This is a genomic window from Hymenobacter lutimineralis, assembly GCF_008271285.1.
GTDB lineage: Bacteria > Bacteroidota > Bacteroidia > Cytophagales > Hymenobacteraceae > Hymenobacter > Hymenobacter lutimineralis.
Genome location: NZ_VTHL01000011.1, coordinates 48,279 through 65,315, shown reverse-complemented (window position 1 = coordinate 65,315; position 17,037 = coordinate 48,279). Strand labels below are relative to the sequence as shown.

The 17,037-nt window shown below is 58.9% G+C and carries 15 protein-coding genes; 6 read left to right on the top strand and 9 right to left on the bottom strand.

What is annotated here, in order from left to right; genetic code table 11:
* Positions 1-170: 170 nt before the first annotated feature.
* Together FY528_RS11690 and FY528_RS11685 are read right to left on the bottom strand one after the other, a co-directional pair.
* The gene (locus FY528_RS11690) at positions 171-2,222 is read right to left on the bottom strand and encodes an OmpA family protein (protein ID WP_149071195.1); all 2,052 of its coding nucleotides are present in this window, start codon (positions 2,220-2,222) and stop codon (positions 171-173) included.
* A gap of 288 nt (positions 2,223-2,510) precedes the next feature.
* A complete protein-coding gene (locus FY528_RS11685) occupies positions 2,511-3,335 on the bottom strand; it encodes a hypothetical protein (RefSeq protein WP_149071194.1) in 825 nt (274 codons plus the stop codon).
* Between the two features lie 142 nt (positions 3,336-3,477).
* On the opposite strand from FY528_RS11685, the gene FY528_RS11680 reads away from it, so the two are divergent.
* Complete coding sequence (locus FY528_RS11680) at positions 3,478-4,455, top strand: isopenicillin N synthase family dioxygenase (protein ID WP_149071193.1); 978 nt, start codon at positions 3,478-3,480, stop codon at positions 4,453-4,455.
* A 137-nt stretch (positions 4,456-4,592) separates the two neighbouring features.
* Positions 4,593-5,810, top strand: coding sequence for a chromate efflux transporter (gene chrA, locus FY528_RS11675; RefSeq protein ID WP_149071192.1), 1,218 nt, complete (start codon positions 4,593-4,595; stop codon positions 5,808-5,810).
* 167 nt (positions 5,811-5,977) lie between these two features.
* Here chrA and rfbA read toward each other — a convergent pair whose 3' ends face one another.
* The 7 genes from rfbA to prmC all read right to left on the bottom strand — a co-directional run bounded on the left by rfbA (position 5,978) and on the right by prmC (position 13,299).
* Positions 5,978-6,865: a glucose-1-phosphate thymidylyltransferase RfbA gene (rfbA, locus tag FY528_RS11670; RefSeq protein ID WP_149071191.1), complete on the bottom strand. Its 888-nt coding sequence runs from the start codon at positions 6,863-6,865 to the stop codon at positions 5,978-5,980.
* Positions 6,866-6,958: 93 nt separating this feature from the next.
* Positions 6,959-7,966: an SDR family oxidoreductase gene (locus tag FY528_RS11665; RefSeq protein ID WP_149071190.1), complete on the bottom strand. Its 1,008-nt coding sequence runs from the start codon at positions 7,964-7,966 to the stop codon at positions 6,959-6,961.
* A 101-nt stretch (positions 7,967-8,067) separates the two neighbouring features.
* Positions 8,068-9,123, bottom strand: a complete 1,056-nt coding sequence (gene rfbB / locus FY528_RS11660; protein WP_149071189.1) for a dTDP-glucose 4,6-dehydratase — start codon at positions 9,121-9,123, stop codon at positions 8,068-8,070.
* Between the two features lie 86 nt (positions 9,124-9,209).
* Positions 9,210-10,235, bottom strand: coding sequence for a UDP-glucose 4-epimerase GalE (gene galE / locus FY528_RS11655; protein WP_149071188.1), 1,026 nt, complete (start codon positions 10,233-10,235; stop codon positions 9,210-9,212).
* A gap of 88 nt (positions 10,236-10,323) precedes the next feature.
* The gene (locus FY528_RS11650) at positions 10,324-11,619 is read right to left on the bottom strand and encodes a nucleotide sugar dehydrogenase (RefSeq protein WP_149071187.1); all 1,296 of its coding nucleotides are present in this window, start codon (positions 11,617-11,619) and stop codon (positions 10,324-10,326) included.
* 11 nt (positions 11,620-11,630) lie between these two features.
* Positions 11,631-12,272, bottom strand: a complete 642-nt coding sequence (locus FY528_RS11645; RefSeq protein ID WP_149071186.1) for an acyltransferase — start codon at positions 12,270-12,272, stop codon at positions 11,631-11,633.
* A gap of 166 nt (positions 12,273-12,438) precedes the next feature.
* Positions 12,439-13,299 (bottom strand): peptide chain release factor N(5)-glutamine methyltransferase, encoded by an 861-nt coding sequence (gene prmC / locus FY528_RS11640; protein WP_149071185.1) that lies wholly within the window; start codon positions 13,297-13,299, stop codon positions 12,439-12,441.
* Between the two features lie 68 nt (positions 13,300-13,367).
* Between prmC and ribD the strand changes: the two genes are divergently transcribed.
* The 4 genes from ribD to FY528_RS11620 all read left to right on the top strand — a co-directional run bounded on the left by ribD (position 13,368) and on the right by FY528_RS11620 (position 17,034).
* The gene (gene ribD / locus FY528_RS11635; RefSeq protein ID WP_149071184.1) at positions 13,368-14,408 is read left to right on the top strand and encodes a bifunctional diaminohydroxyphosphoribosylaminopyrimidine deaminase/5-amino-6-(5-phosphoribosylamino)uracil reductase RibD; all 1,041 of its coding nucleotides are present in this window, start codon (positions 13,368-13,370) and stop codon (positions 14,406-14,408) included.
* 79 nt (positions 14,409-14,487) lie between these two features.
* Positions 14,488-14,970: a free L-methionine (R)-S-oxide reductase MsrC gene (gene msrC, locus FY528_RS11630; RefSeq protein ID WP_149071183.1), complete on the top strand. Its 483-nt coding sequence runs from the start codon at positions 14,488-14,490 to the stop codon at positions 14,968-14,970.
* Between the two features lie 80 nt (positions 14,971-15,050).
* On the top strand, positions 15,051-15,737 hold the full coding sequence (locus tag FY528_RS11625) for a Cj0371 family chemotaxis-regulating polar lipoprotein (protein ID WP_149071182.1): 687 nt from the start codon (positions 15,051-15,053) through the stop codon (positions 15,735-15,737).
* 121 nt (positions 15,738-15,858) lie between these two features.
* Entirely contained in the window at positions 15,859-17,034 is a 1,176-nt protein-coding gene (locus FY528_RS11620; RefSeq protein ID WP_149071181.1) for a glutathionylspermidine synthase family protein, read from the top strand.
* Positions 17,035-17,037: the final 3 nt, after the last annotated feature.

The window sequence follows — 17,037 nt, the reverse complement described above, 5'->3', positions numbered from 1 at the left end:
GAGCAACGCGCGAGGCATCAAACCCGAAATGCGAAAAGCCCTTTTCCGTGTGCACGGAAAAGGGCTTTTCGCATTTCGGGTTTGATGCCTCGCGCAATAACGCTGGCCGATCAGCGCATTCTCCCATCAGCACATCCTCCACCTTAGCGAAGCGGAGCACATTAAATCCCTTATTTCTTTGTCACGGTAAATTCTACGCGGCGGTTGAGCTTGCGGGTCTCCTCTTGCTCGTTGCTGGCAATGGGCTGGGTGCCACCGTAGCCCTGCACGGCAATACGGAAACCGTTGATACCCTTAGAAATCAAGTATTTACGCACTTCGTTTACCCGATCAAGGCTGAGTTTCAGGTTCAGGGCCGGGTCGCCCTGGTTGTCGGTGTGGCCCTCCAGCTTGATTTCTACCGTGGGGTAGGCCTTCAGGATCTTGATCAGGCGCTGCAGCTCGGGATAAGAGTTTTCGCGCAGGTAGTACTTGCTTTGGGCAAAGAAGATGTTGTTGAGCTTGATTTTCTGGCCGACCGCAAACGGCACCAGAAACAAGTCCTGCGTTATTTCCGAGTAATTTTCCCGGTCCGTCACGTCCAGGTTGGCGCTTTCGGAAAGGTAGTCGCGCGCCTCAGCGCGGTAGCCGTACTGTACGCCCGAGGGCAGCACAATGGTGTAGGAGCCATCCACCGGGTTGGTTTCGGTGACGCCCAGTTCTTCGCCCGTGAGCAGGTTTTCGTAGTGAATCACCGACTGAATGGGCTTCTGATTGGAGGCATCCAGCACCTTGCCCCGCACCAGCGTTACGGCCTCGGGCTTGAACTGGGGCGTGAGGCCGATGCGGAAGATGTCGCGCGAGTTATCGATGCCATTGCGTGATGACACCAGAAAGGCCTCGTCGCCCGCTGCCGACAGCGTGAAGTAGCCGTCGAAGTCGGGTGAGTTGATGCTGGGCCCCATGTTGCGCGGCGTGGTCCAGTTCGTCCAGGAGTTATCGAGGCGCTTGCTGTAGAAAATGTCGCTCTTACCATAGCCACCCAGGCCGTATGAGGCAAAGTACAGGGTCTTGCCATCGGCCGCCAGGAAGGGAGCAAACTCCGCTTTTTTGGTGTTGATGGTTGGCCCCAGATTCAGCGGGCGAGTCCAGGATTTGCTGTTCGCCTTCATAAAGCTCACGTAGATATCCTGTTCGCCCTGGCCATCCTTGCGGTCCACGGCCATCAGCAGGAATTTGCCGGAAGTAGCCAGGTAATAGTCTACGTGCTCAGCGTCGTCGTTGTAGAAGTCCTCGATGTCAATTTTCTCGGGTTTGGTCCAGCCCGTTTTCGTGCGCTTGGTAATGCTGGCACCTTTGGGATTCAGGGTGCCATCGGGGTTGTACACGTTGATGAGCAGGGCCATATTGCCATCGGAGGAAACTGAGGCCAGTCCGTTGGGGCCCGTGGTATTGATGGGGCTGCTGATGTTCTTGGCTTCGTTCCAGATTTTGGCTCCGGTGGTGGAGCGCGCCAGGGTGCTGTACCATACGTCCTGGGGGTCGTTGGCCCCCCCCGTATTCCGCGGATCTTCCTGCCGGGCAAAAAACAGGGTACGGCCATCCGGGGATATCACCGGGTGCGTATCCATGTACTTGGAATTCACCTTGGGACCCAGGCTCACCATGCTTGAGTCGACCGTCACGGCCTTGGTATCCTGCTTAAACTCCTGCTTTACCATCAGTTCGGCTACGTCGGCAATGCCAATGGCGTCGATCTGGTTTACTCCGTTCACCGCCTTGGTGTTCATGGTCACCCCCACTCCAATGGTGCGGTAGTTGCTGGGTGAAAACGTGATAGTCAGCGTCCGGAAAGCTTCTGGGATAGGGCCCGGGTTGCGGTTCTCGTACACTTGGTGCCGGCCCCCGCGGGTATCGATAAGTTCAATTTTCGTGACGGAGCCCGGGTTGAAGTTTTCAATCACCGTTACCTGCTTGGCCACCAGGGAGCGGCCAAATTTTACTTCAATGTACTCGGCCGGCCCTTCCTTTTTCGGAATCCAGGCTTCGTTGCTGATCTGCCCGAGTGGCAGGGCATCCGGCTCACCCAGCACCTTTTCGGGGGAAAAGGCTTCCTTGCCTTCTGCCTTCTGCGACGATACATCCACAAGCTTGCTGGCCCACACGGCGTGCTGAGCCTGCACGGAGGCCACGCCAGCGCCCCAAACAGCAAAAAAGGTCAGGTAGTATTTAAGATGCCGCATACACGGAGCAGATAAAGTGAGGCGTAAGCAAAGACATAGTCTGTTGCGGAACAAGAAAGAAGCTACGGACAGATAATACCCCTCAGACGTAGAGCCCCGGTTGGATGTTGCACGGTGGTGGTTTCAGCCCAACGCCCGGCAAGGCCAGCCAATGCTTTCATCCAATCATTGAATAGTTCTATACCAGCCGGGCCTTTTTTCAAAGGTAGGCTAGATACAGAAAAAAAAGTGCCAGAACCAACTTCAAGTTCGAAGTTGGTTCTGGCACCTGCTCTCCCGCGCCAGCCGTTATTGCTGAAGCGTGAACGTACGGGTAACTGAGTTGAACGGACCGGGAATGAGCGTACCGCTGGCATCCACGAGTTCCAGCTTAATCGTATTCTGCCCGTTGGGCAGGCCTTCCATCATGTAAGGCGCCCACTGCTCCAGCATAAACTCCGTGCCATTGATGGTAGCCCGCACCCGGTTGCCCTCGGGCGACAAGGTGGTGTTCACCAGGTAGAAATCCAGCATTACCTTTTGCGCATCCTTGCCGGTGTAGGTATCCTTGGGCCGGCTGTAGAACAGGTGCGGCGCTTTCAGATCTACATTCAGGGACTTGGCCGTGGTGCTACCTACATTGATAATGCGCAGGTCGTGCGCGCCGGGGTGCTTCAAACTTTCGTGGTAGGAGCGCGACAGGAACGAAAGCACCACGTGCTGACCATCGGCCAGGGGCTTGGTGAACTCCGTGGTATAGTGGGCCGTGTAGGGCTCATTGTCCACGATGTTGTGGATGTGCTGGCCTTTTTCCGAGTTAGCCATTTCACCGGCGTGCATGCCACCGGTCATTTTGGTCAGCTGAAAGTTGCTCAGGTCGTAGTCGAAGGCTACCGAACCCGAAGGCACGGTCGAGCCGCTTACGGGGGACTTCAATTGTAGCAGAGCCTCCGGGTTTTTCGGCGAGTCGGTGAAGGGCGTCAGGCGGATGCCATTCTTTTCCATGTTCTCGGCCACGGGCGTGTTCACCTGTTCGGCCGTCGCAGCGCTGTTATCATTCTGCCGACGAGCCGAGTCGCAGGCGCCCAGGCCCAGCAATAGGGTGCCACCAAGTAGTAAAGCAGGTACTTTCATAGTAGAGAGGTCGAAGTAATGTGGCAAAAAGGGAGTGTGTAGCAGCGTTTTTTTACGGGAACGGGCCCGGTAAGTATGCGCTATTTTTTGAGTACCTTGCGCAATACGTAAGGTTTGCCCAAAAGTATATTGATTTTTCACTATGGAGGAAAAATTGCTGGAAGAAATTCCATCCCTCGACCTCGCCGACTTCCGTTCCGGCGACCCGGAGCGCAAAGCCCGCTTTGTACAGCAGCTCGGCGAAGCCTACCAGAACATTGGTTTTGTTGCCCTGAAAAACCACGGCTTGTCTGATGAGCAGACAACGAAGCTGTATTCCGACGTGAAGGCGTTCTTTAGCTTGCCCGACGATGTAAAGCAGCAGTATGAGAAGCCCGAACTGGCCGGTCAGCGCGGCTACGTAAGCAAGGGTAAGGAGCACGCCAAGGGCCGCAACACCGGCGACCTGAAGGAGTTCTACCACGTGGGCCAGGAGGTAGACGATGCCAACGACCCCATCAAAGCCGAATACCCCGACAACATCTGGCCTTCGGAAGTAAACAGCTTCCAGGACACCTCGTTGGTGACGTACAAAACCCTGGAAGCGGCCGGCAAAGACGTACTGCGCGCTATTGCTCTTTACCTGCATTTGCCGGAAAACTACTTCGACGATAAGGTGCGCAACGGCAACAGCATTCTGCGGCCCATCCACTACTACCCCATCGAAAGCCCCGACAGCGTACCGGCCGATGCCGTACGCGCGGCCGAGCACGGCGACATTAACCTGATTACGCTGCTAATGGGGGCTTCGGCCGACGGTTTGCAAGTGAAGCGCCGCGACGGGAAATGGATTCCTATCACGGCCCTCCCCGACCAGATTGTGGTGAACGTGGGCGACATGCTACAGCGCCTCACGAATGGGGTGCTTAAGAGCACTATTCACCGCGTGGTAAACCCGCCCCGGGAGAAAATGAACACTTCCCGCTACAGCATTCCTTTCTTTATGCACCCACGCTCCGAAATGAGCCTGGCCGCCCTGGAAAGCTGCGTAACGCCCGACAACCCCAAGAAGGAAGCCGACATTACGGCGGGTGAATTCCTCAATGAGCGCCTGATTGAGCTGGGCCTGAAAAAGAAATAAAGCGCGGCTTTCGTTAGACAGGCCCACCGGTTGTTGTCAGTACCGCCCACAAGTACGGGGGAAGCTGCCAACAACCGGTTTTATTTTGTTAGGTTGCCGGCCCTTCCCTGCCTGACCGGCCACCTCTACCTGTGGTAATGGAAAGCCCACTGCTTACATCTGTGCCTCGTGGCCGCCGTACCCGCCGGGTGCGCGGCATTATCTTTCTGAAAGATGTAGCCATCCTGGGACTTACCGCCTTTGGGGGCCCGCAGGCACACACCGCCATGATGCTGCGCTTACTCGTGGACAAGCGCCGCTACCTGACCTCGGCGGAGCTGCTGGAGCTGATGGCCCTGTGCCAGGTACTGCCCGGACCAACGTCCACGCAAACCATTACCGCCATCGGGTTTCGGCTGGGTGGGCCCAACCTCGCCTACCTCACCCTGCTGGTCTGGATGCTGCCTGCCGTGATACTCATGACAGTGGCGGGCCTGTCCATGAGCTACCTCGACAAAGACACCGTGGCGCGCCTCGTGCGCTTCGTGCAGCCGGTAGCGGTGGGCTTCGTGGCCTATTCCGCGTATAAAATTGCGGAGAAGGTAATTCACACCAAAACGTCGGTGGCACTGCTGGTGACGTCGGCGCTGGTGGCGTATTTCTTCCAGCTACCGTGGGTGTTGCCGCTGCTGCTGCTGGGCGGCGGCCTGGTTACCACTTTCCGCTATAGCAAGCTACCCCGCATCGAGCACAAGGTGCCCTTGCAGATTGAGTGGTCCAACTTCGTGCTCTGGCTGGGGGTGTTTCTCACGGCGGCGCTGGTGGGCCAATACACTCGCTTACTGCCGGTGCGGCTATTCGAAAACTTCTACCGCAACGGCTCCTTGGTATTTGGGGGTGGCCAGGTGCTGGCCCCGCTGTTCTACGCTGAGTTCGTAGAGTTTAAGCATTACTTATCGGGGCCAGAGTTTCTCTCGGGCTATGGGCTTACCCAGGCGCTGCCGGGTCCTAACTTCTCCTTTGCCTCGTACGTGGGGACGCTGGCCATGCGCGAGCATGGCCTGGGCGGGCAGCTGCTGGGGGCCCTGGTAGGAGCCGTGGGAATTTTCATGCCGGGCACCCTGCTCATCTTCTTTCTGATTCGTTTCTGGGACCAGCTCAAGCAATACCGCATTGTGAAAGCCTCCCTGGAAGGCATCAACGCGGTATCGGCCGGGCTGGTGGTGGCGGCCACGTTTCTGCTCTACCACCCCCTACCCGACACGCCGATAAACCTGGCGCTGGTGGCCGCTACGTTTCTGCTTCTCCTGTGGGAAAAGGTGCCATCCTATGTAATGGTGCTGGCGGCGCTGCTGGCCGGAGCGGTGCTGGCGTAACCCGAAGTACCCACCCCGGATTTCGGTTTAAGCTGTTGGGGAAATCAGGTTAATAACATTCACCGGTCATCCTGAGCACAGCGAAGGACCTGCTCATGTGAGAACAAGTCGTTCAGACGTGAGCAGGTCCTTCGCTGTGCTCAGGATGACGCTTTCAAACAGCTTTATTAGCTCTTCGCGCTTCTGGAGCCTTGCTGTTCGGGCAGGCGTAGCAGGTAGTCGCCGTAGCCGCTTTTGCGGAGAGGCTCGGCAATCTGGCGCAACTGCTCTCCAGTAATAAAACCCTGGCGGTAAGCCATTTCCTCAATAGAGCCGATCTTCAGTCCCTGCCGCTGCTCAATCACGCGCACAAACTCGCCGGCCTGCATCAGGCTTTCAAACGTGCCGGTATCCAGCCAGGCCGTGCCCCGGCCCAGAATACCCACTTTCAGCTTGCCGCGCCGCAGGTACTCCTGGTTGATATCGGTTATTTCGTACTCGCCGCGGGCTGAGGGCTTCAGGTTGCGGGCAATGGTTACGACCTCGTTGTCGTAGAAGTAGAGGCCCGGCACGGCGTAATTGCTTTTGGGCTGGGCGGGTTTTTCCTCAATGCTTAGGGCGTTGTAGTGCGCATCAAATTCCACTACGCCGTACCGCTCGGGGTCATGCACGTGGTAGGCAAATACCACCCCGCCATCTGGGTCGCTGTTTTGCTTGAGCAGCGGCTCCAAGTAAGAGCCATAGAAGATATTATCGCCCAGGACCAAGGCCACTTTATCGTCGCCAATGAAGTCGGCACCCAGCACAAAGGCCTGCGCCAGCCCATTGGGCACTTCCTGAATGGTGTACTGGAAGTTACAGCCCAGGCTACGCCCATCGCCCAGCAGCTTCTTGAACTGGGCCTGGTCGTGGGGCGTGGTGATGATGAGGATATCCTTGATGCCGGCCATCATCAGAATAGACAGCGGATAATAAATCATCGGCTTGTCGTAGACGGGCATGAGCTGCTTGGACACTGCTAACGTGAGCGGGTGCAGGCGCGTGCCGGAGCCGCCGGCCAGGATAATTCCTTTCATCGGTTGAATGGTTAACTTGTTAAAAGGTTAAGTGGCTGATGATTCAGAAGTAAGTGAACCACCAGCCATTCGACTATTCAGCCATTTGGCAAATTAATTTCTTTCGGCAATAAATGCTTGGTGGGTTTTAAACCACTCCAGGGTTTTCTGCAGCCCTTCCCGAATACGGATTTGGGGGTTATAGCCCAGCAGCGTCTGCGCCTTGCTGATATCCGCGAGGGAGTCGCGAATGTCGCCGGCACGGTCGGGGCCATACTCGGGGGTGATATCGGAGCCCGCCTCTTCTTTGAGGATGTTAAACAGGTCGTTGAGCGACGTGCGGTCGGCCACGGCCACGTTGTACACCTGGTTTACCGCCTCCGGATTTTGCGTCAGCGCGGCTTTGATGTTGGCCTGCACGCAGTTTTCCACGAAGGTGAAGTCGCGCGTCTGGCCCCCGTCGCCGTTCATGCGGGGACGCTTGCCCTCCAGCACCGCATCGATAAAGAGCGGAATCACGGCTGCGTAGGCACCATTGGGGTCCTGGCGCGGACCGAAGATGTTGAAGTAGCGCAGCCCGATGATTTCCATGCCGTAGGTTTTGCCGAATACGTCGGCGTACAGCTCATTGGCGTACTTGGTCACGGCGTAGGGCGAGAGGGGCTTGCCAATCCGGTCCTCTACTTTAGGCAGGGCCTTATGGTCGCCGTAGGTAGAGCTGGATGCCGCGTACACGAAGCGCTTCACGCCGGCTTCCTTGGCGCCTACCAGCATGTTCACGAAGCCCCCCACGTTCACGTCGTTGCTGGTGATGGGGTCGTTGATGGAGCGCGGTACGGAGCCCAGCGCCGCCTGATGTAATACCACATCAATGCCCTGGCACGCATCGATGCAGGTTTGCCGGTCGCGGATGTCGCCCTCAATCACGCGCAAAGCCGGATTATCGGCAAACAGCTGCACGTTTTTGCGGAAGCCGTTTGAGTAGTTATCCAGCACGCGCACTTCTTTGGCGCCGTACTTAAGCAGGTATTCTACCAAGTTGGAGCCGATGAAGCCCGCGCCGCCGGTTACCAGAAAAGCGAGATTATCGAGTGGCTGGTCGTGAAAAGGGGTTTCGTACATCTGTTAATGTGCTAGTGTGCTAATGTGTTTGAATGTGCTAATGCGCTGATGCTGCCTGGTTAGTAGAACTTAGCACATCAGCACATTTCCGTATTAGCACATTAACGTGCAGCGTACTGCTTCTGGTAGTAATCCTGGTAGGCGCCGCTGGTCACGTGGTCGAGCCACTCCTGGTTTTCCAGGTACCAGTCGACGGTTTGCGACAAGCCTTCCTCGAAGGTGACGGACGGCTTCCAGCCCAGCTCGTTCATGATTTTGCTGGAGTCGATGGCGTAGCGCAGGTCGTGGCCGGCCCGGTCCGTTACAAACTTGATCAGCTGGCGCGAGGTGCCCTGGGGCTTGCCGGTTTTTTGGTCCAGCGTGTCGCAGAGCAAATGAATCAGCTCGATGTTGGCCCATTCGTTTACGCCCCCGATGTTGTAGGTGTCGCCTAGCTTGCCGCGGTGGAATACGGCATCAATAGCCGTAGCGTGGTCCTTCACAAACAACCAGTCGCGCACGTTTTCGCCCTTGCCATACACCGGAATGGGCTGCCCGTGCTGAATGCGGTGAATAGCCAGCGGAATCAGCTTCTCAGGGAAGTGGTTGGGGCCGTAGTTGTTGGAGCAGTTGCTCAGCTTCACCGGCAGGCCATAGGTGTGGTGCCAGGCCCGCACAAAGTGGTCCGACGAAGCCTTCGAGGCGGAGTAGGGTGAGCGAGGGTCGTAGGCAGTGTCTTCCGTGAACATTTCCGGGCCGAAGTCCAGGGAGCCGTACACTTCATCGGTGCTCACGTGGTAGAAGGTTTTGCCTTCGTAGCCCAGGGGCTTCCACAGGTTCTTGGCCGCGTTCAGCAGGTGTACTGTGCCCAGCACGTTCGTTTTCACGAAAGCCAGCGGATCGGTAATGCTCCGGTCAACGTGGCTTTCGGCCGCCAGGTGAATAACGGCGTCCGGCTCCTCCGTGGCGAAGAGCTGATCAACGAAAGCCTGGTCGGTAATATCCCCTTTCACCAGCCGGTAGTTCGGGGCGTTTTCGATATCCCGGAGGTTTTCGAGGTTACCGGCGTACGTCAGCGCGTCCAGGTTCAGAATCTGGTACTCCGGGTATTTCGTCACGAACAGGCGCACCACATGCGACCCAATGAACCCAGCCCCGCCGGTAATGATGATTTTCATCTGATGAATTGTTGAATGATGTACTAGTTAAATGATGGCTGCTCACTCAAAGCCTCAAGCCGAGCAGGCAGCCAGGTAACAGTTCGTTACTTTTTCAAAGTCCGCTGCCACTTCCAGGCGCTGGCCAGTGCCTCTTCCAGGGTCGAAGTGGTCTGGAAGCCCAGCTCTTCGCGGGCTTTGGTGACGTCGGCGTAGATGGCGGGCACGTCGCCAGCACGGGCGGCTCCAATCACGTAGTTGAGCTTCTGGCCGGTAGCCTGCTCAAAGGCGTGCACTACTTCCAGCACGGAGTCGCCGCGGCCGGTGCCCACATTGAAGGTTTCCACGACTGCGCCCGTACCATCGAGCAAACGCTGCACGGCTATGACGTGCGCTTTGGCCAGGTCCACCACGTGTATGTAGTCGCGGATGTTGGTGCCATCGGGCGTGTCGTAGGTGTTGCCGTAGATAGTGAGCTTTTCGCGGATGCCAGCGGCCGTTTGCGTTACAAAGGGAATCAGGTTCTGGGGCACGCCCAGGGGCAGCTCCCCAATCTTCGCCGAAGGATGCGCGCCGATGGGGTTGAAGTAGCGCAGCAGAATGCCCCGCACGGTGCTACCCGGGGCGTGCACCACGTCGGTGATGATGTCCTCGCAAATCTTCTTGGTGTTGCCGTAGGGCGAGTTAGCCGGCTTAGTCGGCGTCTGCTCCGTTACGGGCAGGGCATCGGGAATGCCATACACGGTGCACGAGGACGAAAACACCAGGTTCGGCACGCCAAACTCCTGCATCACGGTCAGCAGGGTAAGCAGGGAGCCCACGTTGTTCTGGTAATAGGCCAAGGGCTTCTGCACCGATTCGCCCACGGCTTTGAAGGCAGCAAAGTGAATGACGCCCCGCAGACTGCCTTCCTCCGCAAATACGGCGCGTAAGGCTTCCACGTCGCCGCAGTCGATGCGGTGGCAGGCAATGCGCGTATTCAGAATGGCCTCGATGCCCTGGATAGACGACTCCTGGGAGTTGCTAAAGTCGTCGACAATCACGGGCTGAAAACCTGCCTCATACAGCTCTACTACCGCGTGGGAGCCGATGTAGCCCGCGCCGCCGGTTACCAGAATTTTCGTTCGTTCCATTTCTGACAATGAGTAAATGAGTAAATGGGTGAATGAGTGAATGACGTTCCGATTCGCTCATTCACCCATTCACTCATTCACTCATTGATTAAAGGCTCCAGTAAGCCAGCTCCTGAATTTTGTTGCGGAACAGGCCTTTGATGTCAACTACCACGGCCGGCTGGTTGGTGATGGACTTGAAGTAGGCCTCATCCAGCTGGGTGTAGGGTGTATGGCTCACAGCCACGACAATACCGTCATAGTCGTTCCGGATTTCACTTTCGGGCGTGAGCCGGAAACCGTACTCGTGGTGCAGCTCGTCACTATCAGCGTGGGGGTCGATGATGTCCACGTTCACGGAGAAGTTCTTGAGCTCCTGAATCACGTCGGCCACCTTGGAGTTGCGGATGTCTTCCACGTTCTCCTTGAAGGTAGCGCCCATCACCAGCACCCGGCTTTTGGCCACGTCCTTGCCCTGCTTGATCATCGTCTGCACCGTTTTGCGCGCGATGTAAGCACCCATGTTGTCGTTGGTGGTGCGGCCGCTTAAAATCACCTTGGCATCGTAGCCCAACTCCTTGGCCTTGTAGGTAAGGTAATAGGGGTCCACGCCGATGCAGTGGCCGCCCACCAGGCCCGGGGAGAACTTCAGGAAGTTCCACTTGGTACCAGCGGCTTCCAGTACTTCGTAGGTGTTGATGTTCATGCGGTCGAAAATCATCGACAGCTCATTCATCAATGCAATGTTCACGTCGCGCTGGGTGTTTTCGATAATCTTGGCGGCCTCGGCCACTTTGATGGACGAAGCGCGGTGCACACCGGCCTTCACCACCAGCTCGTAGGTTTTGGCAATTTCCTCCAGCGACTCAGCATCGCAGCCCGACACTACCTTTACGATGCTGCTGAGCGTGTGCTCTTTGTCACCGGGATTGATGCGCTCGGGCGAGTAGCCTACTTTGAAATCCTCGGGGAACTTCAGGCCCGACAACTCTTCCATCACCGGAATGCAGTCTTCTTCGGTGCAGCCCGGGTACACGGTGCTTTCGAACACCACGTAGTCACCTTTCTTCAGCACTTTGCCTACCGAGCGCGAGGCACCTAGCAGGGGCTTCAGGTCGGGCATGGCGTGCTCGTCGATGGGGGTAGGCACGGCCACCACGAAGAAAGTGGCTTCGCGCAACACGTCCAGCGAGTCGGTGAAGGTGATATCGCAGCCTTCGAAGTCTTTGGCTTCCAGCTCCCCGCTTGGGTCGATGTTGTTGCGCATCAGCTCCACTCGCTTGGCATTGATGTCGAACCCAATGACGCTGATTTTGCGCGCAAACTCGAGGGCAATAGGCAGGCCTACATACCCGAGGCCGATGACGGCCAGCTTGGCCTGTTTTTGAAGAAGTTGCTCGTACACGATATCGGAACTTAGAAACTTGAAAACTTGGTAGAACCCGAGTGGTCGGCAGCGCTTTGCCCGGGGCTGATACGGCAAACCCGGCCGTCGGTTAACTCATACTGTTCCTGGCTTTCGGGGCAGGTGGCCCGGCCCGTGGCGTCAAAGGTAAGCCGGTGACCGTAGGCACTCAACCATCCCCGCTGCCGGGCCGGATTACCGTACACCAGGGCGTAGGGCAGCACGTCTTTCGTGACCACGGAGCCCGCGCCCACAAAGGCGTACTCGCCCAGGCTGATACCGCACACCAGCGTGCTGTTGGCCCCGATGCTGACGCCTTTTCCCAGCCGCGTAGGCAGGTAGTGGCCTTCGCCCCGGCGGGGCACGGCGGAACGCGGGTTCAGCACATTGGTAAACACCACGGAAGGCCCCAGAAATACGTCGTCTTGGCACTCAACCCCGCTGTAGAGGCTCACGTTATTTTGCACCTTCACGTTGCGGCCCAGCTTCACGCCATCGGCCACAAACACGTTCTGGCCCAGGCTGCAGCCTTCTCCCAACTCGGCCCCCGCGCTAACGTGGGTGAAATGCCAGATCCGGCAACCGTCGCCAATGCGGCAGCCCTCATCGAGGACGGCGGTGGCGTGGGCGTAGTAACCGGAAACATCGGGCATATAGGAGAAACGGCGAATAGAATTTGAGCCCGCAAAGGTAAGAACTTTGACGCTTTAAGACTTTAGATAAGTATGCGTTTCCTACCAAGCCCGACAGCTACAGATTTCCGGGCCTGGTTTCAAGCAGATGAAAAGTGCATGAGAAGCCCGCTCGGCGGCTCATTTATTAGCCCGGCCAGGTAGCCTTCACCATGCGTTCCTTATCGAATATATCGACCTGGGCTGCCGCATCAGCATACCCTAACTGCTGCAGGAGGGCTACCGTGTCGCGGGCAAACTGCTCGTTGATTTCAAAGTAGATGCGGCCACCCGCGCGAAGCAAGGCGGTTCCCAGCTGAGCAATACGTCGGTAGAAAAGCAGTGGGTCGTGGTCGGGCACAAATAAGGCAGTGGCGGGCTCATAGGCCAGCACGTTGGGCCGCATCAGGGGCCGCTCGTTTTCCAGCACGTAAGGCGGGTTGCTGACCAGCACGTCCAGCGGCCCGGCCAATGTCGGCTCGGCGGTCAGGATATCCAGCTGCTGAAAGTCCACGGCCGCCCCATGCGTGCAGGCGTTGCGCCGGGCCACGTCCAGGGCCTCAGCGGAAATATCAACGGCCGTGAGGTAGCTTTCCGGCAGGGCCTGCGCCAGGGCCAGCGGAATGCACCCCGAGCCCGTGCCTACATCCAGGATGTGCAGGCCAGCGCGGCCGCGCTGTTCCTGGGCAATAAGCGCAACCAGCTCCTCCGTTTCGGGGCGGGGAATGAGCGTGGCCGGGGTAACTTCCAGCTCCAGACCCGCAAAGTGCGCCACGCCCAGCACGTACTGCAGGGGCTCGTGGCGGAGCAGGCGCTCCTGCAGGGCCGGCAGGGCCGCCAGCAGCGCCTCGGGGGCTGCGTCCTGGCTGCGCATGTGCCGTTGCAGCGGGGTGAGGCCCAGTTGGTGCTCAGCTAGCTGGCTGGCTATGGCGCTGGCCTCGTCGGGGGGGTATACGGCCTGCAGCGCGGTGGCGAGGTCAGTAGTGAGCTGGCGGAGCGTGGTAGGCATGGGGCAAAGGTAGCAGCCGAAACCGCCGCGCCGCGTATCTTCACCGTCCCAACCCACGCCGCCCTGCTATGCCCTTTTCTGATTTCGATGAGCTGATGATGCGCCGGGCGCTGGACCTGGCCCGACTGGGCGCCGGCTACACGCGCCCCAACCCCCTGGTGGGGTGCGTCATTACCCATGCCGGACGCATTATCGGGGAAGGCTGGCACCGGCAGTACGGGGGCGCCCACGCCGAAGTCAACGCGGTGGCCTCCGTCACGGAGAAGCATTTGCTACCCCAAAGCCGGGTGTACGTCACGCTGGAGCCGTGCGCCCATTTCGGCAAAACCCCACCCTGCGCCGACCTGCTGGTGGAAAAGCGCGTGACCGAGGTGGTCGTCTGCAACCTCGACCCTAATCCGCTGGTGGCCGGCCAGGGCCTGCAAAAGCTGCGCGACGCCGGCATACCGGTAGAAACCGGATTGCTGGAAATCGAAGGTCGCCGCCTGAACCGGCGCTTCTTCACCTTTCAGGAGCAGCACCGGCCCTACGTAGTGCTGAAGTGGGCCGAAACCGCCGACGGCTACCTGGCCGGTCCTTATTACCAGCCCGTGCCCATCAGTGGCGAGCTGGCCCGGCTGGCCGTACACCAGTGGCGGGCGGAGGAACACGCCATCCTGGTGGGCACGCGCACGGCCCTGCACGACAACCCACGCCTGAACGTGCGGGAGTGGCCGGGGCAAGACCCCATTCGCCTGGTTATTGATAAAAACCTGAGCTTACCCCCCACGCATAACCTGTTCGACGGCAGCCAGCCCACAGTCGTGTACACCTACCGCCACCGGGCCACCACCGACAATGTAGGTTACGTTACGCTTTCAGAGGCCGAGGATTTGTTTCCCCAGATTCTGGCTAACCTCCACCAGCGGCAGGTACAGTCGGTGTTGGTGGAAGGCGGGCCTACGGTGCTCAACTCCCTGCTTAAAGATGGGCTTTGGGACGAAATCCGCATCATCCGCAGTCCCAAGCACCTGGGGGGCGGGGTCGCAGCTCCCCATCTAGGCCTCACGGGCTTGCAGGAGCAGTTCGCGCTGGGCGACGACCAGGTGTTTATTTACCGGAAAGGGTAATGACGTTGCGGAACGCTCTGGTCGCACTGCCACGCTTCATCACAGCTACCATTTCATTTTAACCTTCATTTTACTCCTCATGGCAGAAGAACTGCACCTCGATACCACGCTCACCAAAACCGAGCAATACCGGCAGCTCCTGCCCCAGATAGAGGCCCTGACAACCGGCGAGCCGGACCTAGTAGCGAACCTGGCCAATACCGTGGCCGCCCTGCGGCAGGCCTTCAACTTTTTCTGGGTGGGCTTTTACCTGGTGAAAGGCGACGAACTGGTGCTGGGGCCGTTTCAAGGGCCTATAGCTTGTACCCGCATCCGGCACGGCAAGGGCGTGTGCGGTAGCAGTTGGGCCCAGGCCGCTACCCTGCTGGTGCCCGACGTAGAGCAGTTTCCCGGGCACATTGCCTGCAGCTCCGAGTCGAAGTCTGAAATAGTGGTGCCGGTGCTGAAAGACGGGCAGGTGGTAGCCGTGCTGGACGTCGACAGCGACCAACTCGACGACTTCGACCAGGATGACCAGCAGGCGCTGGAACAGCTTATGCAGCTGGCCGCCCGCTGGTTTTAGCGCCGACGGGCACCAGCTTCTTTCGGCACACGCAGACCTTCTCTTTTTCTCAAGTCTCTTTTTGCAAGGAAACTACTGCTATGAACAAGCCTTTTTACTGCTTGGGCGACTGGCGCCGCAACGTGGTGCTGATGGCCGCGGCGGCCAGCCTGGGCCTGGGCGTGCTGCCCGCCTGCTCCTCCGACAACCGCGCCGACACCGAAACTGCCACCGGCGACTGGAGCGGCGAAACCTACAGCCAGGGTGTCATCACGGAAATGACCGAAGTAAAGCCCGGAGAGTGGAAAATCACGGCCGAGCAGCCCGCTGGCAAAGAGGAAGTAGCCGCTATTCTCCACCACTTCGACGGCAAAGTAGATACCCTGCAGGGTGCGGCCCTACAAAAGCAGATGCAGGACTACAGCCGCCAGTACCCCGAAAACCGGGTAGCTGGCACCGGCATGATGGACGTGCTCATGTGGAGCGGTATCGGGTACATGGCCGGGCGCTTTCTCACCCCCAACCCCGGCTACTACGCCAACCCCGGCCTGTTCCAGCGCAACACGGGGTGGCGCCAGGGTATTACCCGGGAACGGGAAAACGAGGGTCGGGGCTTTTTCGGCCGGGGCTTTACGGGGGCCCGCAGTTCCCGTTCAGCCGGCGTGCAGGAAAGTCCTACGTTCCGACGCTCAGCCTACCGCACCGGCACCTTCCGCAGCTCGGCCCCACGCATGAGCCGGAGCAGTGGCTTCGGCAGCCGCAGCAGTGGCCGGGGCTGGGGCGGGTAGTTTTTTGAATGTGCTGAGGTGAGGAATGTGCTGAGGTGCTGATAAGAAAACAGCCATTAGCACCTCAGCACATTCCTCACCTCAGCACATTAAGCACATCACCTTAGCACATTCAACTATAATGATATCCTTGCTGCCACTTTCCGGCGACGTGACGCCGGCCGTGCGGGCCCTGGGCTGGGACTGGGCCGTGGAAGACGCCTGCGCGGCCTACGTGGCCCGCGAAGCCGTGCAGGTGCCCGAAGATGAGGCCGAAGCCCTGCTGGAGGCCGCCGACACGCTCTACGAAATGCTGGTCCAGGCTATTCCCGACCCTATCCCCGACGACCTGCTGCAACTACTGGCCATTCCCACCAATTTGTGGGCCGCCGTGCGCCACTCCTGGAACGACGAGCGGCACTGGCACCTCTACGGGCGCTTCGACCTGGCCCACACGCCCGACGGCATCAAGCTCCTGGAGTTCAACGCCGATACAGCTACCAGCCTGCCCGAAACAGCCGTGGTGCAGTGGGCCAGCCTCGTTGCTGCCGGCCAGGCCGACGAAGAGCGCCAGGCCAACGGCTTATTTGAGGGCCTGCAAAGCCAGCTGGAAGAGTGGCGCCACCTCAACCCCGACCTCGACCCTACCCTGCTGCTGGTGCATTTGCCCGACAGTGCCGAGGACGAAACCAATTGCGCCATCCTGGCCGAAGCGGCGCGGGCGGCGGGCTTCACCACGGCGCACGTGTGCTCCGTCGATGCCATGCAGGTGTCGGTAGCCGGGGAAGAGCGGGGCGTGTGGGGCCAGGTGGGGCCGGAGCAGTGGCAGCGGTTTGGCTTTTTATTCAAGCTGGTGCCTTGGGAAATCCTAGCCGAGGAAGAACCCGAGCTAACCGCCGACCTGGCGCAGCTGCTGCTCACCCGCGACGTTATCATTGCCAACCCCGCCTATTCATTGCTGTTCCAAAGCAAGGGTCTGCTGGCTTGGCTGTGGAAGGTGTTTCCGCACCACCCGCTGCTACTGGAAGCTTCGCTGCAGCCCTTGGCTGGCCACTACGTGAGCAAGCCCCTGCTGGGCCGCGAAGGCCAGAATGTGGTGGAAGTACAGTCTAATGGCCAGCCCGGCGCCGCTAGCGAAGGCGAGTTCGGCGAGCAGCCCCAGGTGTACCAGCGGTGGGCCGAGCTACCCCAGGACGCACAGCAGCGCCGTTACCAGGCCGGTGTATTCTGGGCCGGTGAGGCCTGTGCCCTCGGCTTCCGCCGCGACGCGGGCTTTATCACTAACCTCTCGGAGTTTGTGCCGCACCTGCTGACGTAACCA

Coding starts and splice junctions, on each gene's coding strand:
- prmC (WP_149071185.1), bottom strand. CDS start 13,299: ATGCCTACCACGCTCCGCCAGCTCACTACTGACCTCGCCACCGCGCTG.
- FY528_RS11680 (WP_149071193.1), top strand. CDS start 3,478: ATGGAGGAAAAATTGCTGGAAGAAATTCCATCCCTCGACCTCGCCGAC.
- msrC (WP_149071183.1), top strand. CDS start 14,488: ATGGCAGAAGAACTGCACCTCGATACCACGCTCACCAAAACCGAGCAA.
- FY528_RS11685 (WP_149071194.1), bottom strand. CDS start 3,335: ATGAAAGTACCTGCTTTACTACTTGGTGGCACCCTATTGCTGGGCCTG.
- FY528_RS11665 (WP_149071190.1), bottom strand. CDS start 7,966: ATGTACGAAACCCCTTTTCACGACCAGCCACTCGATAATCTCGCTTTT.
- FY528_RS11690 (WP_149071195.1), bottom strand. CDS start 2,222: ATGCGGCATCTTAAATACTACCTGACCTTTTTTGCTGTTTGGGGCGCT.
- FY528_RS11625 (WP_149071182.1), top strand. CDS start 15,051: ATGAACAAGCCTTTTTACTGCTTGGGCGACTGGCGCCGCAACGTGGTG.
- rfbA (WP_149071191.1), bottom strand. CDS start 6,865: ATGAAAGGAATTATCCTGGCCGGCGGCTCCGGCACGCGCCTGCACCCG.
- ribD (WP_149071184.1), top strand. CDS start 13,368: ATGCCCTTTTCTGATTTCGATGAGCTGATGATGCGCCGGGCGCTGGAC.
- chrA (WP_149071192.1), top strand. CDS start 4,593: ATGGAAAGCCCACTGCTTACATCTGTGCCTCGTGGCCGCCGTACCCGC.
- rfbB (WP_149071189.1), bottom strand. CDS start 9,123: ATGAAAATCATCATTACCGGCGGGGCTGGGTTCATTGGGTCGCATGTG.
- FY528_RS11620 (WP_149071181.1), top strand. CDS start 15,859: ATGATATCCTTGCTGCCACTTTCCGGCGACGTGACGCCGGCCGTGCGG.
- FY528_RS11645 (WP_149071186.1), bottom strand. CDS start 12,272: ATGCCCGATGTTTCCGGTTACTACGCCCACGCCACCGCCGTCCTCGAT.
- galE (WP_149071188.1), bottom strand. CDS start 10,235: ATGGAACGAACGAAAATTCTGGTAACCGGCGGCGCGGGCTACATCGGC.